The sequence below is a fragment of the Actinoallomurus oryzae genome, assembly GCF_039541955.1.
Lineage (GTDB): Bacteria > Actinomycetota > Actinomycetes > Streptosporangiales > Streptosporangiaceae > Actinoallomurus > Actinoallomurus oryzae.
On record NZ_BAABHF010000046.1, the window covers coordinates 583,539 to 598,212 of the forward strand.

13 protein-coding genes are annotated in these 14,674 nt (G+C 69.5%); 5 read left to right on the plus strand and 8 right to left on the minus strand.

Annotated features, from left to right (window positions below; all coding sequences use genetic code 11):
* Positions 1-71: 71 nt before the first annotated feature.
* Complete coding sequence (locus tag ABEA10_RS39130; protein ID WP_345472775.1) at positions 72-2,156, plus strand: MMPL family transporter; 2,085 nt, start codon at positions 72-74, stop codon at positions 2,154-2,156.
* Here ABEA10_RS39130 and ABEA10_RS39135 read toward each other — a convergent pair.
* Genes ABEA10_RS39135 through ABEA10_RS39145 form a run of 3 tightly spaced genes read right to left on the minus strand, consistent with a single transcriptional unit; the run spans position 2,151 to position 4,550 of the window.
* Positions 2,151-3,419: an APC family permease gene (locus ABEA10_RS39135; RefSeq protein ID WP_345472777.1), complete on the minus strand. Its 1,269-nt coding sequence runs from the start codon at positions 3,417-3,419 to the stop codon at positions 2,151-2,153. The two genes, ABEA10_RS39130 and ABEA10_RS39135, sit on opposite strands and share 6 nt — an antisense overlap.
* A gap of 13 nt (positions 3,420-3,432) precedes the next feature.
* Positions 3,433-3,816, minus strand: a complete 384-nt coding sequence (locus ABEA10_RS39140) for a VOC family protein (protein ID WP_345472779.1) — start codon at positions 3,814-3,816, stop codon at positions 3,433-3,435.
* Positions 3,817-3,818: 2 nt separating this feature from the next.
* Entirely contained in the window at positions 3,819-4,550 is a 732-nt protein-coding gene (locus ABEA10_RS39145) for an arsenate reductase/protein-tyrosine-phosphatase family protein (protein WP_345472781.1), read from the minus strand.
* Positions 4,551-4,735: 185 nt separating this feature from the next.
* On the opposite strand from ABEA10_RS39145, the gene ABEA10_RS39150 reads away from it, so the two are divergent.
* The gene (locus ABEA10_RS39150; protein ID WP_345472782.1) at positions 4,736-5,521 is read left to right on the plus strand and encodes a DUF5995 family protein; all 786 of its coding nucleotides are present in this window, start codon (positions 4,736-4,738) and stop codon (positions 5,519-5,521) included.
* Positions 5,522-5,796: 275 nt separating this feature from the next.
* Here the strand turns inward: ABEA10_RS39150 and ABEA10_RS39155 are convergent, their stop codons facing one another.
* Both ABEA10_RS39155 and ABEA10_RS51420 read right to left on the minus strand, forming a co-directional pair.
* Positions 5,797-6,216, minus strand: a complete 420-nt coding sequence (locus ABEA10_RS39155; protein ID WP_345472783.1) for an SRPBCC family protein — start codon at positions 6,214-6,216, stop codon at positions 5,797-5,799.
* A 12-nt stretch (positions 6,217-6,228) separates the two neighbouring features.
* A complete protein-coding gene (locus ABEA10_RS51420) occupies positions 6,229-6,342 on the minus strand; it encodes a VOC family protein (RefSeq protein ID WP_425551018.1) in 114 nt (37 codons plus the stop codon).
* Positions 6,343-6,613: 271 nt separating this feature from the next.
* On the opposite strand from ABEA10_RS51420, the gene ABEA10_RS39160 reads away from it, so the two are divergent.
* On the plus strand, positions 6,614-7,291 hold the full coding sequence (locus tag ABEA10_RS39160; protein WP_345472784.1) for a hypothetical protein: 678 nt from the start codon (positions 6,614-6,616) through the stop codon (positions 7,289-7,291).
* A 34-nt stretch (positions 7,292-7,325) separates the two neighbouring features.
* On the opposite strand, the gene ABEA10_RS39165 is transcribed toward ABEA10_RS39160, so the two are convergent.
* The gene (locus ABEA10_RS39165) at positions 7,326-7,988 is read right to left on the minus strand and encodes an SGNH/GDSL hydrolase family protein (RefSeq protein ID WP_345472786.1); all 663 of its coding nucleotides are present in this window, start codon (positions 7,986-7,988) and stop codon (positions 7,326-7,328) included.
* Positions 7,989-8,023: 35 nt separating this feature from the next.
* Positions 8,024-9,514 (minus strand): FAD-dependent monooxygenase, encoded by a 1,491-nt coding sequence (locus ABEA10_RS39170; RefSeq protein ID WP_345472788.1) that lies wholly within the window; start codon positions 9,512-9,514, stop codon positions 8,024-8,026.
* A 157-nt stretch (positions 9,515-9,671) separates the two neighbouring features.
* Here ABEA10_RS39170 and ABEA10_RS39175 point away from each other — a divergent pair, with 157 nt between their 5' ends.
* Together ABEA10_RS39175 and ABEA10_RS39180 are read left to right on the plus strand one after the other, a co-directional pair.
* Entirely contained in the window at positions 9,672-12,692 is a 3,021-nt protein-coding gene (locus ABEA10_RS39175) for an ATP-binding protein (RefSeq protein WP_345472789.1), read from the plus strand.
* Positions 12,693-12,825: 133 nt separating this feature from the next.
* Positions 12,826-13,242, plus strand: a complete 417-nt coding sequence (locus ABEA10_RS39180; protein ID WP_345472790.1) for a nitroreductase family deazaflavin-dependent oxidoreductase — start codon at positions 12,826-12,828, stop codon at positions 13,240-13,242.
* 271 nt (positions 13,243-13,513) lie between these two features.
* On the opposite strand, the gene ABEA10_RS39185 is transcribed toward ABEA10_RS39180, so the two are convergent.
* A complete protein-coding gene (locus ABEA10_RS39185) occupies positions 13,514-14,569 on the minus strand; it encodes a GlxA family transcriptional regulator (RefSeq protein WP_345472854.1) in 1,056 nt (351 codons plus the stop codon).
* Positions 14,570-14,674: the final 105 nt, after the last annotated feature.

Sequence of the window (14,674 nt, forward strand, 5' to 3'; positions counted from 1 at the left end):
AGACTCCCCGTACGGGTGGAGTTCTGGCGAGGCTGGCCCGGTTCTGTTACCGTCGCCGCCGCTTGGTCCTCATGACCTGGATCGTCGGCGTGATCGTCGTGGCGTTTGCCGGCTTCGGCTATGGCGCGGCCTCCGACAACGACTTTTCCGGCGGAGACTCCGGGTCCGCCAAGGCGCAGGCGCTGCTTGAGAAGCACTTTCCCGAGCAGCAAGGGGACACGCTGACTCTCGCGATCAAGGCAGAAAAGGGGATCGATGACCCCGCGACCCGGCGCAAGATAGAGAAGGTCATCGCCGATCTGGCCGCCTCATCTATTACGGGACCGGTGACCTCGCCTTATCAGGACGAAAGTCTGGTGACGAAGGATCGTCGTATCGCCCGTACTACCATCCCGCTGACCAAGAAAGAGGCGACGAAGGCCGAGGTCAAGCCCCTGGTGGCCGAGGTAAAGGACGCCTCCGGTGACGGCGTGACGCTGGGACTGGGCGGGGAAAGAGCAGAAAAGGCGGAGACCCCCGGTCCGGGTCCGGCCGAGAGCGTGGGTGTTCTGGCGGCAGCGGTGATCTTGTTCATCGCCTTCGGGTCACTGGTGGCGATGGGCTTGCCGATCGTGACCGCGCTCCTGTCGATCCTCGGCGGCATCGGCCTGATGAAGCTGGTGGGGTACGTATTTCCCTCGCCGGATTTCACGGTGATCCTCGCCGCGATGGTCGGGCTCGGCGTCGGCATCGACTACGCGCTGTTCATCGTGACCCGCTATAAGGACAGCCTGCAGGGCGGTGACGAGCCTGAGAGCGCTGCTGTCAAGGCCATCACGACCGCCGGTCGTGCGGTGCTGTTCGCCGGCACGACCGTCGTGATCGCGTTGCTGGGCCTGGTCGTCATGGGACAGAGGCTGATGACCGGAGTTGCCATCGCCACGTCGGTGATCGTGCTCGTGGCGATGATGGCCGCAGTGACCCTGCTGCCGGCGTTCCTGGGCTTCACCGGCCGCAAGATCAGCTTGCTGCGTCTGCCCCGTCGCACGTCCCGCCGGCGGGGGGCCGACAGGTCCGGGGAGCGTCGCAGTCCCGCCGAGCGCTGGGCCGGCGTGGTGCAGCGCAGGCCGCTGGTCGCCGCGATATCGGCCGGCGCGGTCCTGTTGGTGCTGGCCGCCCCCACGCTGTCGATGCGGCTGAGCCTGCCCGACGCCAGTGTCCAGCCCCACGACAGGAGCAGCTACACCTCATACAAGGTCGTCTCCGAGGGCTTCGGTCCCGGCTACGGCGCTCCGTTGATCTTCGCCACCCGACGCGACTCCAAGGACGCCGATCTACGTTCCGTCGTCGGAGCGGTCGGCAAGACCAGTGGCATCGCTTACGTCACCCAGCCTCGCGTCAGCAAGGACGGGCAGGCCGCGACCTTCATGGCCTTCCCCAAGACCGGCTACCAGGATGCGGCGACCACGGACCTGGTGCACCGGCTCCGCGACGATGTGCTGCCCAAGGCCCCCGGCGGCGCAGGCGTCTACGTCGGCGGCCCGAACGCCGGCACGATCGACTACGCCGAGGAGGTCGGCTCGCGCCTGCCCTTGATGATCGCGGTCGTCATCGCGCTGTCCCTGGTGCTGTTGATCGCGCTGGTCCGGTCGGTCACGATCGCGTTGCAGGCCGCCGTGATGAACCTGCTGTCGATCGGCGCCGCCTACGGCGTGATCGTCGCGGTCGTGCAGTGGGGGTGGCTGGGCTCGGCCCTCGGTTTCCCGGCCGCCATGCCGATCACGACCTGGGTGCCGATGATGATGTTCCCGGTCCTGTTCGGCCTGTCCATGGACTACGAGGTCTTCCTGATCTCACGGGTCCGTGAGGAGTATGAGCGCACCGGCGACACCCGGATGGCCGTCACTCGCGGGCTGGCGCGGACCGCCAAGGTCATCACGGCCGCGGCCGCCATCATGATCGCCGTCTTCACGACCTCCCTGCTCGGTCCCGACGTCGCGGTCAAGCAGGGAGGTCTGGGCATGGCCGTCGCCGTGCTCGTCGACGCCTCCATCGTCCGGATGATCCTCGTTCCCGCGGTGATGGAACTGTGCGGCAAGGCCAACTGGTGGATGCCCGGACGCCGGACACCGAACGCGCCCTCGACTGCACAGGCCGTGAGCCCTATCGGGTCATGACGCCGGTTTCAGCCCGGCGCGTATGCCGTACGCGGCGGCACCGAGGGCCAGCACCCCGGCCCCGGCGATCACTGATGAGACGGGGAGGGTGAACGCCAGCAGCAGGCATCCGCCCAGGCCGAGCACGGGAACGGCCCGGGGCGGGCGCCTCTCGGCTGCGGTCAGGGTCCAGGCGGAGGCGTTGGCGATGGCGTAGTAGACCAGGACCGCGAACGAGGAGAAACCGATCGCTCCCCGAACGTCGACGGTGGCGGCCAGGAGAACGACGACGACGCCCACCGCGAGTTCCGCGTGGTGCGGGCCGCCGTACCGGAGATGGACCGCGGCCAGGGCGCGCGGCAGGTGCCGGTCCCGTGCCATCGCCAAGGTGGTGCGTGAGACACCGAGGATCAGCGCCAGCAGCGAGCCGAGCGCCGAAATGGCGGCGCCGACGCGCACGACCGCGACCAGCCCTGGCACTCCGGCGGTGCGTACGGCGTCCGCCAGCGGCGCGGTGACACCGGCCAGTCTCGCCGGGCCCAGCACCATCAGCACCGCGACGGCCACAGCCGCGTAGATGATCAAGGTGATCGCCAGCGCCAGCGGGATCGCCCGCGGGATCGTACGGTCCGGGTCTCGCACCTCCTCACCCAAGGTGGCGATCCGCGCGTATCCGGCGAAGGCAAAGAACAACAGCCCGGCCGCCCGTAGGACACCCCACCCGGTCGCATCCCCACTCAGCTCCAGGCGGGCGACATCGGCGCCCTGACCGGTCAGGCAGACCGCGACCACCACGGCGAGCACCGCCACCACGACGATGACGATCACCCAGGTCAGCCCGGCACTCTTCTTGATACCGACATAGTTGACGGCCGTCAGAACCGCCACGGCGGCGACCGCGACCACCCGGGCATGGCCTGGCCAGGCGTAGGCACCCACGGTCAGCGCCATCGCCGCGCACGATGCCGTCTTACCGACCACGAACCCCCACCCGGCCAGGTAGCCCCAGAATCCGCCCAGCCGCTCCCGCCCGTAGACATACGTTCCGCCGGAGGCGGGATAACGGGCGGCCAGCCGCGCCGAAGACGTGGCGTTGCAGTACGCGACCACTGCCGCGATTGCGAGGGCGGGCAACACCCACGATGACGCCGCCGACGCGGCCGGAGCGAGCGCGGCGAAGATCCCCGCCCCGATCATTGAGCCGAGCCCGATGACCACGGCATCGCTCAGTCCGAGGCGTCGTTGCAGGCGTCCCGGATCGTTCGTGCTCGCTTGCCGTGTCATGGGCCGATCCTTGTCAGCGGGCGGCGGGCTGGAAGAGTTCGACGACGTTGCCGGACGGGTCCAGGAGCAGGATCTGCGACCCGCCCGGCCCGGTGACGATGTCGTTGCGGAAGGAGAGCCCGGCCGTGCGCAGCCTGTCCACCTCGGCTACCAGGTCATCGACGATCAGGTGGATGCGGTTCCAGCCGCCCGGACCGGGCGTGGTGCCGTCGGGCATGGGCCGTCCAGCCGAAGACTTCGGCCCGCCCAGCAGCAGCCGCAGCCTGCCGCGGGTGACGTCGGCGAACGCGGGCGCCGCTGACGAGCGCAGCTCGAATCCCAGGTGAGTGGTGTAGAAGTCGACGGCCTTCTGAACGTCGTCGACCATGTAGCGGACGTTGACCATCTCGTCGGGCATCGTCAGTCCTCCCTTGATAGGTGGTGGAGCAGGAAGCGGACGCGCGTCTCAAGTTCCGCGGCGGTTCGCTCGAACGCCGGGTATTCGCCCTCGGCTGCCGGGTCGGGAATGCTCCAGTGGATCAGCTCTGGTGGACCCGGAAAGTCGGGGCAGACCTCGCGAACCCGATCACACAGGCTGATCACGGCGTCGAAGTCCTGGTCGGTGAACTCGCTCAGATGCTTGACCCGCTGGCCGGAGATGTCGATATCGAACCGCTCGCGCATCACCTGTACGGCGTCCGGGTGCAGACGCTTGGGATGGCTGCCCGCGCTGAAGACCTCTACCGCCTCCCCGCCGCAATGGCGGAGTAGGGCCTCGGCGATCTGAGAACGCGCGCTGTTCCCCGTGCACAGGAACAGCACTCGAGCCGCGGGCGAGACCTGCGGCGTACGAAGAGGCGGGGCCGGCCGTAGACCCGGATGAAGCGCTGCCGCGGCATCGGCGAGCAAGTCCCCACAGCGCGCCAGGTCAATCCGGTAATAGGTATCTCGCCGGTCGGCCGAGCTACGCCGCATCGCCACCAGACCACCAGCCCGCAACCGGGCGAGATGGTACGAAACCAGGCTCTGCGGCTGGCCGACCAAACCGGTCAGCTCGCGCACCTGCCGGTCACTTCTCGCCAGTTCACCGAGCAGCCGCCACCGCAGCTCGTGGCCCGCCAGGGCCAACACGTCGGGAGGCTTCGCATCCACAGCCGAGACAATACATCAAACTAATTTGATCGAACTACGGTCAGCGAGACCATCGGCAGACCTGCCACAACGCTTCCGGCTCGTACCGCCTCCGTGGCCGGCGGTAGGAACTCGCACATACCCCCGCCAACCGGTGTGCTGCCTGACGCGTCCTCTCGAGGGGGGTCGCGAGAGGGGAGTTGGGCGTGGCGGCAGAGAACATCGACGATGTCGTGGACGGGCTTGCCGGGATCGTGCGGGAGGCCGGCCGCGCCGGTGACCGGGTCGGGTACTTCGCGGCGCTTTACCGACAGGTGACCGTTGAGGTCCGTACGGCCGTTCACGGTGGGCTGTTCGACGATGGCGCCAGAATGGACCGTTTCGATACGCACTTCGGGAACCGCTACTTCGACGCGTACGACGCCTGGCGGCGTGATCAGAGCGGGCCGCGTTGTTGGCGCGAGGCGTTCGGACTGCTAGACGACCCCGACACCATCATCGTCCAGCACCTGATACTGGGTGTGAACGCGCACATCAACCTCGACCTGGCCATCGCCGCTGCGCGGACCAGCCCAGGCGAGGCCATTCATGCGTTGCGGCGCGACTTTCTGCTGATCAACGACATCCTTGCGCGGGTGGTGGTGACAATGCAGGACTCGGTCGACGCCCTGTCGCCGTTCATGTCGCTGCTGGATCGGGTCGGAGCCCGCACCGATGAGCGGATCCTCGACTTCAGTGTCCGTCAGTCCCGCGAGGAGGCGTGGTACAACGCCGTCCTGCTTGCCGGTCAGAACGAGGAGGAGCGCGAGGCCACCATCCAGCGGCTCGACATTCGGGCCGCCGTGCTCGCACGGTTGATAGCGCGACCGGGCAGCCTCGTCCGGCCGGCCCTGGAGCTGATCCGGAGCACTGAGAATGATGACGTGCCGGCCGTCATCAATCATCTGGACAACGCCATGGAGCGATCCTCCGCCAAGCAGGGGACGGCGTGACGACCGGCGGATCGACCGTTACGCCCGCTGTGATCGGATCCGGTGTAGGCGGATCATCGGTGGGCGGGTTTTCCGTAGAGGGAGACCCTGTCGTCGCGCTTGAAGTCGAATTTCAAACGCAGCCAGTCCACCTCGGATCCCACTGCGCGGCAACGGGGTAGAAGCGTCCACGGCGTCGTTGGCGCGATCGGCTCCGCCTACCTTGCGGCCCGAGCGACGGCGAAGAGACCAGGGCAGGCACGCCGTGGCTGACGACAACGTCCCCTTCCAACGGCTTACATGGGCACACGACCTGTCGCGGTCTCCAGGGCTTGGCGCATGACCTTCGAGCCTTGTTCGACGAACTCGGCGATCGGGGTGGCGAGAGTGGCGGGGAGGACGTCGGTGTGCCAGACGAATCTGGTCCGCCCGTCGGTTTCGGCCAGAGCCTGCATCGAGGCGTGGTGGTGGGAGGGGTGGAGGTTTCCACCGACGACTGTGTAGGCGACACGTCTGTTCTCTGGATCAAGGTCGACGAGCCGTTCACAGACGATGGTGCCGTCGGCGAAGGTGACGGTGCGGGTGTCGGAGTTCAGTTGTGTATCGGTGACGAAGCCGGGGGCGAGGCGTTCGTGCACGGCGCCGTAGTCGCTGAGCACGTCCCAGACCGCCTCGGGCGCGGCGTCGATGATGAATTCCTTATGGATGGAGGCCATTGGTACTCCCGGTCAGGCCGCGGCGATGCAGAAAGGGTGTCCTTCGGGGTCGGCGAGGACCGTCCGGCGGCCCTCGCCGGGCTGGAAGTCGGGCTTGGTCGCGGTGAAATCCGCGGTGACGGCCATTTCGATGACTCCTTCGGTGTCGTCGCTTGCCCGCCCAGCATCCACTCCGGAGCACTGCGGAGTCTTGAAGATCCTTGCGGGTTGTCCCGTCGTACCCCGGGCGTAGTGTCCGCAGCATGTCGTCCGCCTCACCCTCGCCGCCCGGCCGGAATTCGCGGTGGCCGCAGTGGTCTGCCGAGCCGACCACGCGTATGCCGGGCGCCCCGTTGGCAGGACGGTCAGCACCGCGCTCGGATCATCGCAAAAGGCCGGAGTACTAGGCTCGGCGGCCGTGACGGTTTTGATCACCGTGTGGGGAGCATCTCCAGGCGTGGGCAAGTCGACGCTGTGTGGCGGACTGTCCCGTTGGCTGGCCGATGCGGGACTGCGGGTGGACCACTTCCGCGAGGAGGAGGTCTTGACCAGGCCGCAGTTCGCTGCGGTGGCTGAGGCTTTCAAAGCGACCGGTGCCGTCGACGTGGAGACGTTGATCGCGTCAACGGCAAAGTTCGTTGATTCGGTTCTGGCGAGTGGCGATGACGTGGTGATCGCGGACGCCCTGGTGCCGTTCGTGCCGACGCTGCTGGCCATGGGGCACGGTGAAGAGACGATCGACGCGTTCATGGCCGACCTCACGGAGGTGCTCGCACCGGTCTGTCCCGTCATGGTCTTCCTCGATGGAAATGCCGAGGTCGCACTGTTCCGAGCCGCGAGAAGGGATGGGGAGCAGTGGCTGGATTGGTATGTCAGAAAGCTCGCTAGGTACGAGGTAAGCCCCCGAGTGACAGACGTCCCGTCGGCGGTGAGGTATCTGTTGCGCGAGCGTGCGGTGACACTTGGCGCGGTCGGCCGGAAGGACTGGGGCCTCGTTGTGATCGAGCGAGCCGATGAACTGCCCCAGGGCGAGGTGCTGAGAGTCGCGCAGCGGGGCCTGAGGCCGTGGCTGGGCAGGACAGTCACACCCGGATAGGGCGGGAAGCTCGTCTCGGTCTCCCGAGGTACGGTCACGTGACCAGGCGCAGCCAGGCCGCCGCGAGTGCGGCGTGACCGGCCGGCGTCGGGTGCACGCCGTCCGCGGCCCAGTACTCCGGCCCGGTCGTGGCGGCCAGCTCGGCGAACATGCCGTCGGCGGCGAGCAGGTGCGCGCCGTACTCGCGGGCGAGTTCGCGCACGACCTGGATCTTCGGGTCCAGGTCGGCCCGCCACTCCTTCCTGACCTCGACGCCGAGGTGCGCGTCGCCGACCTCGACAGGGCCGTGGACCGGCAGGAGGAACGGCTCGATGAGGATCAGATCGACGCCGGCCTCGGCGAGGGGCGCGAGCAGGCGGTCGTAACCTGCCGCATAGTCCTCCGCGGGGATCACGTAGCCGTCCGGGGCGTACGTGTGCCAGCCGACGTCGTTGATGCCGACGAGGATCGACACCACGTCCGGGCGTGCGTCGAGCACGTCCGTCTGCCACCGGGGTTCGAGGTCCATCACCTTGTCGCCCCCGGTTCCGGAGTTCAGCCAGGTCACGGCCCGCTCCGGGTGCCGGAGTCCCCACTCGCCCGCGATGCGCAGCGGGTAGCCGAACCCGAGGCCGTGTTCGCTCTCCAGCCGTTGGCAGTCGGTGATCGAATCGCCGGTGAACATCACGGTGCTTCCCGGTCGGAGGGTGATCGTCATATGCGCTCCTGGAACTCGGTTGTGGAGAGGCGTCGTCAGATCTCCGGGCTGCCGAACCAACGGCCGGCGGCCCGTTCAAACGCTTCACGATCAGGGACGCGATCACCTGCCCAGGCGACTATGCCGTCAGGCCAGATGAGCACGGCACCTGATCCGAAGTCGTTTCTCGCCGGTCCGGCCACGTACCGGATCCGGCTCTCCCAGCCCGTCGCTGAACCGTGTAGGCAGCGATCGACGCTGAAATCGAGCGCGACGCCTCGTCCATCCCGCATCAGGTCGCCGAGGCGAGTGCCGTCCTCAAGACGCAGGTCCGGGGCGTTGCGGCCGACCAGCGGCTGCTCGCTGCCAAGGTCGTAGCGGAACGACGATCCCGACATCTTGTCGAACACGTAGGTCGTTCCGTCACGGGTCCCGATCAGGTCGCGAATCACTCCTTGGATCGCCTGGGCATGCGGGTCCGGCTTCATGACCGCCGCCTGGGCGCGCGTCCAGTCGAGCGCCCAGGCGCCGATCGGATGGCGCTCGCGGGTGTAGGTGTCGAGAAGCCCGTCCGGCGCGTACCCGCGCACGGTCGCCGCGAGCTTCCATCCCAGGTTCATGGCGTCGCCGATGCCGAGGTTGAGCCCCTGCGCTCCCAGGGGAGAGTGGATGTGAGCGGCGTCGCCCGCGAGCAGGACGCGCCCTTGCCGGTAGGTCGTCGTCTGCATCGCCCGATCGGTGAAGCTCGAGGCGAGATGGACGTCGCTCAACGTCACGTCGGTGCCGGATACACGACGCAGAACCGCCTGGAGATGTTCGCGAGTCGGCCGCTGCGAGCGATCGAACGCGCCGCCGTCGGGCTCCAGCATGCCGATGTACCCCTCCGCGGGCGTCCGGAGGTACATGCCCGTCGGCGTCAGGTTGAACCCAGGGCGCAGCTTGCCGGGATCGGCGATGGTGGCGAGCACGACGTAGCCGGTGAACTGCGGCTCGGTGCCGACGAAGTCGAAGCCCGCGAGCGTACGCACCGCGCTGCGTCCGCCATCGGAGCCGACGACCCAGCGCGCCGCGTGTTCGTGCTCGCCGGCTTGCGCGACCACGCTCTCGTCGTCCTGCGTGACGGCGGAGACCGCGACGCCGCGCCGGACCTCCACGCCGAGCTTGGCCGCCCGCTCGGACAGCACCGATTCGACCGCTTGGAGGTTCGTCATCACGCCCTCCCTCGCGGGAAGCCGGAACGGCAGGGCGGCGACGTCGACTTTGGCCGGATCGAGCATCATGCCGGCGAAGTGGCCCACGCCACGAGGGCGCGACGGCTCATCCGCGCCGGGATCGTCGTGGACGCCCGACGCCGTCAGCAGCGGATGCAGCATCCCGCGGCGGTGGAACACCTCGACCGACGCGGCGGACAGGCCCCGCATACCGAGCTGGTTCGCCTTCCACGGGGAGCGGGGCTCCGGCTCCCGTTCGAGCACCAGGACGGAGCAGCCCGCGAGGCCAAGCTCGCAGGCGAGGAACAGACCAACGGGGCCGGCGCCCACGATCACTACGTCATGCACGAAGAACTCCCCTTCCGAAGCTCACCGTTCGTTCTCTTCAGGTACGCAAAGACTGAAGCGAGCCGCTCACACGGCGCTCACACGGCGCTGACAAGGGGAAAGCCGCGATTTGGGGACTCGAGGGTGCGCCCACGAAGATTGGGAGATGGACGGGGATGCGCGGCTTCGTGTCACGCTGCTCGGCGCCTTTCAGGCGTCTCGCGGTGACGCCGCCCTGCCCGTTCCGGGCGCGCGGTTGCAAGGTCTGGTCGTACGGCTGGCGCTCGCCGGCGGGCGGGCGGTCGAGCAGGGCGTCCTGGTCGACGCGATCTGGGCCGAGGACCTGCCGGCCGGTCCCGCCCACGCCCTGCAGGCGCTCGTCTCGCGGCTGCGCCGGACCCTCGGCTCGGCCACCGACGTCGCGCAGGCCGCGGGCGGCTACCGGCTGGACGTGGACGCCGCCGACGTGGACGCGCTGCGGTTCGAGCAGCTCGCCGCCGCCGGCCGCGACCGGTTGCGCGCCGGCGACCCGAACGCCGCGGCGGCCGTGCTCGGCGAGGCCGTGGCGCTGTGGGGCGACCGTCCCGGCGCCGAGCCCGCGGTCGTCGCCGCGGTGGCGCCCGCCGCCGCGACCCGGCTGGCCCACGCCTCGGTCGAGGCGGCCGCCGACCTCGCCGCCGCCGAGCTGACGCTGGGCCGTGCCGACGCGGCCGCCGCCCGCCTGACCGCCCTGCTCGCCGAGCACCCCGTCCATGAGCGGGCGGCCGCGCTGCTCATGGACGCGCTCGCCGCGCAAGGGCGCCAGGCCGAGGCCCTGGCCTCGTACGAGCGGGTCCGCGAAACCTTGGCCGACGTCCTCGGCACCGACCCGGGCGCCGCCCTGCGCGAGCGCCACCTGCGCCTGCTGCGCGCCGAGCCGCCCGCCCCGGCCGCCGACGCCGCGCGGACCAGGCCGAGTAACCTGCCCGCGCCGCTGACCAGCTTCATCGGGCGCGACGACGACCTCGCCCGCATCGACACGTTGCTCGCCGCCGGGCGCCTGGTCACCGTGCTCGGTCCCGGCGGCGCCGGCAAGACCCGGCTCGCCGTCGAGGCCGCCCGCCGCCACCGCCGCGAGTACCGCGACGGCGCGTGGATGATCGACCTCGCCTCGGTCACCGAGCCGGCCAAGGTCGGCGCGGCCGTGCTCGCCGGGACCGGGCCGCGCGGCGGCGCGATGTTCGAGGCCCGGATGCGGGTCGAGGGCGACGAGCTGGACGTGCTCGCCGACCGGCTCGGCGACCGGCAGAGCCTGCTGCTGGTCGACAACTGCGAGCACCTGATCGACGCCGTGGCCCATCTGGTCGCGGCACTGCTGTCCCGATGCTCCGGGCTGCGCGTGCTCGCCACCAGCCGCGAACCCCTCGCCGTCGACGGCGAGGCGCTGGTGCCGCTCGGCCCGCTCGCGCTGCCCGGGGCGGACGACGGCGTCGAGCAGGCCCGGAGGGCGGCGTCGGTACGCCTGTTCACCGAGCGGGCCGCGGCCGTACGCCCGCACTTCGACGTGGACGAGACGACGCTCCCCGAGGTCCGGCGGGTGGTCCGCGGCCTGGACGGAATGCCGCTGGCGCTGGAGCTGGCCGCGGCCCGGCTGCGGACGCTGTCGTTGCCCGAGCTGGCCAACGGGCTGTCCGGCCGGTTCCGGCTGCTCACCACCGGCAGCCGCACCGCGCTTCCCCGGCACCGCACGCTGCGCGCGGTCATCGCCTGGAGCTGGGAGCTGCTGAGCGAGCACGAGCGCACGGTCGCCGAACGCGTCTCGATCCTGGCCCGGTACGACCCGCAGCTGCGCGGTCCCGGCCAGCCGACGGCCATGCGGGTCATCAGCGCAGAGTACGACAACACGCTGGCCGCCCTGCGCCGGCGGTGCGGCACCGGCGACGCCTCCGGCGCGGTCGCTCTCGCTCTAAACCTGACCTGGTACTGGCAGATGTTCGGCCGGCACCCCGACGCGGCCTACTGGCTGGGCGAGGCACTGGCGGTGCCCGGCGGCGAGCCGGCGCCCGACCGCGACTGCGCCCACGCGATCTACCTGATCAACCGGGTCGTCACCCGGCCGGGGACGGCCGCCGAGGAGGTGGCGGGCGACCGGGCGCAGCTGCGCGAGTTGGCCGACCGGCTGCTCGCGTACCCGCAGCCGCCCGGCCCCTACGGCGCGCTCACCGCGCTCCCGCTCGCGTTCCTCCAGGAGGAGAAGGCCACGTTCGCGATCATCGAGCACCTGGCCGGCGGCGACGATGTGTGGCTGTCCGGGCTGGCCCGCATGTTCCGGGCCCAGTTCGCCGAGAACGCGGGCGAGCTCGACAAGATGCGCACCGACGTGGAGGCGGCCCTGACCTGCTTCCGGCAGGTCGGCGACCGCTGGGGCCAGGCCAACGCGCTGCCGATGCGCGCGCAGCTCCGGCAGTACGACGACGACCTCGACGGCGCGCTGGCCGACCTGCGCGAGGCTCGGTCGCTGGCCGGTGAGCTCGGCTCGCTCAGCCTCGGCGAGGAGGTGTTCAGCGACCTGCGCTGGATCGACCTGCACCTGCGGCGCGGCGACACCGACCTGGCGATCGCGATGATCGGCTCGGCCCGGGAGTGGGCGCGGCGCGCGAACTCGCCGGAGATGCTGGTCCTGGTCGACGCGTGGGAGGCCGTCTTCTGGGTGCGGCTCGGCGACCTGGCCCGGGCGGGGCAACTGCTCGACGACGCCGAACGGGGTCTGCACGGCGGCACCACCTTCCCCGGCGACCACGCGCGGACGCTGGTCGGCAGCGCACGAGCCTCGCTCTGCCTGGAGACGGGTGATCTGACCGGCGCGGAGAAGGCGCTGGAGAAGGCGTACGCGGCGGGGCTGGAGACCCGGGACCTGCCGATCCTGTCACTGGTGGCGGTGAACGCGGCCGCGCTCGCCGGGGCGCACGGCCGGCATCACGAGTCGGCCGTCCTGCTCGGCGCCGCCTCTCGGCTGCGCGGCGCTCACGACCGCACCGACCGGCAGGTTCGCGAGCTCACCCACCGAGGGCGAGCCGCACTGGGGGAGGAGGCCTTCGCCGCGGCGTACGGGAAGGGCTGGCAGCTGGACGGGAAGACGGCCGTGACCGAAGTCGACCCGGCCCGGCTGCACCGGAAACTCAGGTCAGCTCACCCAGATCCCGAATGATCCAGCCGAGCGCCGGCATCCCCCAGTTTCACCAGCGCACGATAGGATCAAAAAGGACGTTCGAGGGCTGCTACGGGGCCCTGCCGTGCAAAGAGGAAAGGCTGACCTCGGACTGCGGCCAGGAGGCAGGGCGATGAGCGACATTGACGACCAGATCATCGTGGAGTTCCGAGCGAACGCGGGACAGGTCGGCGGCCAGCTGGCCGGTATCCCGGTAATGGTGCTACACCACCGAGGACGCAAGAGCGGCATTGAGCGGGTCACTCCCATGGTGTACTTGCCATCGGACGACAAGAACGTCCTGTTCGTGATGGCCTCGAATTGGGGTGCACCCGAGAACCCCGGGTGGTACTACAACATCACCTCCGCCGGTGAGGCCGAGGTCGAGACCGGAACCGAGACCTATCGGGTGACGGCGCGCGACCTGAAAGGCGAGGAGCGCGACCGAATCTGGGCCACCGTGGTGCAGCGCTACCCCGTTTTCGGCGGGTACGAGGAGAAGACCGCCGGCATTCGCAAGATCCCGGTAGTCGAGCTGACCCGCGCCTGAGCTGGGTCGGCTCCTCTGTCTGCCCACATGGGAATTCAGGAATTGACTTGGAACGGTCCGGGTAAGAAACGCCGTCGGTGCTCGCGGATCTATGTGACTCCGCGGCTCGATGGCTGGATCTTGGTCTTCGGCGAGCCTGCCGAGGATGTCCATCGCGCCGACCCCAGGGAGGATGAGGACGCTTGGCGCGAAGTCGTGCGCGATCGTTGCAGGATGTCGGATGCCGTCAACAGGTTGCTGAGTTTCCGACAGAATTGCACTTCTCGTCCACCTAACCCGCGTTGGCGCGGCGGGTCGTGCTGAACCGGCGTTGGTAGGCGGCGGGGCTGATCGACAGCTTCCTGGCGAAAACCCGTCGCAGGCTTTCGTAACTGGGGAACCCGGCGAGGATCGCGGCCTGCGTCGCGGTATGGCCTTGGTCGAGCAGTGCTCTGGCCATGTCGAATCGGATGTTCTCCACATAGCGGGCCGGTGTCGTGGACAGCTCGTCGTGGAAAAGCCGGGTGAGGTGCCGCGTGCTCACGTTGAGGTGTTTCGCGAGTTCACCGAGCGAGTGGTCCCCGTCGGGGTTCGCCGTCACCAAATCGGTGATCTTACGGAGAGCCGGCGAGCGGGGCGGCGGTCCCTGCAGCGGTGCGGAGAACTGGGACTGGCCGCCCGCACGCTGCATGTACACCACCAAGGCGCGGGCGACGTCGCGCGCCAGCTGGGGCCCGTGGTCCTCTTCGACGAGAGCGAGCGCCAGATCGATGCCGGCCGTCACCCCTGCCGACGTGTACGTGGCGCCATCGCGAACGTAGATCGCGTCGGGCTCTACGCGGCACGTCGGACACCGGGCGGCGAGTTCGTGCGCGACCTTCCAGTGCGTGGTCGCGCGCTTGCCGTCGAGGAGGCCGGCGGCGGCGAGGACGAACGCCCCGGTGCAGATCGATGCGACCCGGCCGGCCGCAGCCGCCGGTATCCGTGCGGCGTCCGCCAGGTCGCGGGGGATACGGGCGCGCGGATAGAGGTCGGACCCGGCCACCAGAACAGTGTCGAAGGCCGGATCCGGGGAGACGGCGCCGTCGACCGCGATCTGGATCCCGAGGTTCGACGTGACCCCCGCGCCGGTCGGCGACAGCAGCACGATCCGGTAGTCGGCACCGAACCGGTTCGCCTCCTTGAACACCTCTGCGGGACCGGCGAAGTCCAGCAACGTCACTCCGTCGTAGACGAGGATCGCGACGCGATGGGGGGCGGCGTTCACCACTCCGGTCCCTCCAGGGCCGGTGACCGGCCGGGTCCCGGCGGCACCGAACGCGGTCGGGCCGGCGACACAAGAAGGCATGGACACCGTTCTTTGGTAACACACCGTTACTCTGAGAGGACGAGGGTGCTCGTCGGTTAGGCCGCCCCACCGGCAGCAGGCGCCGAAGCGACCCCTCCGACCGCC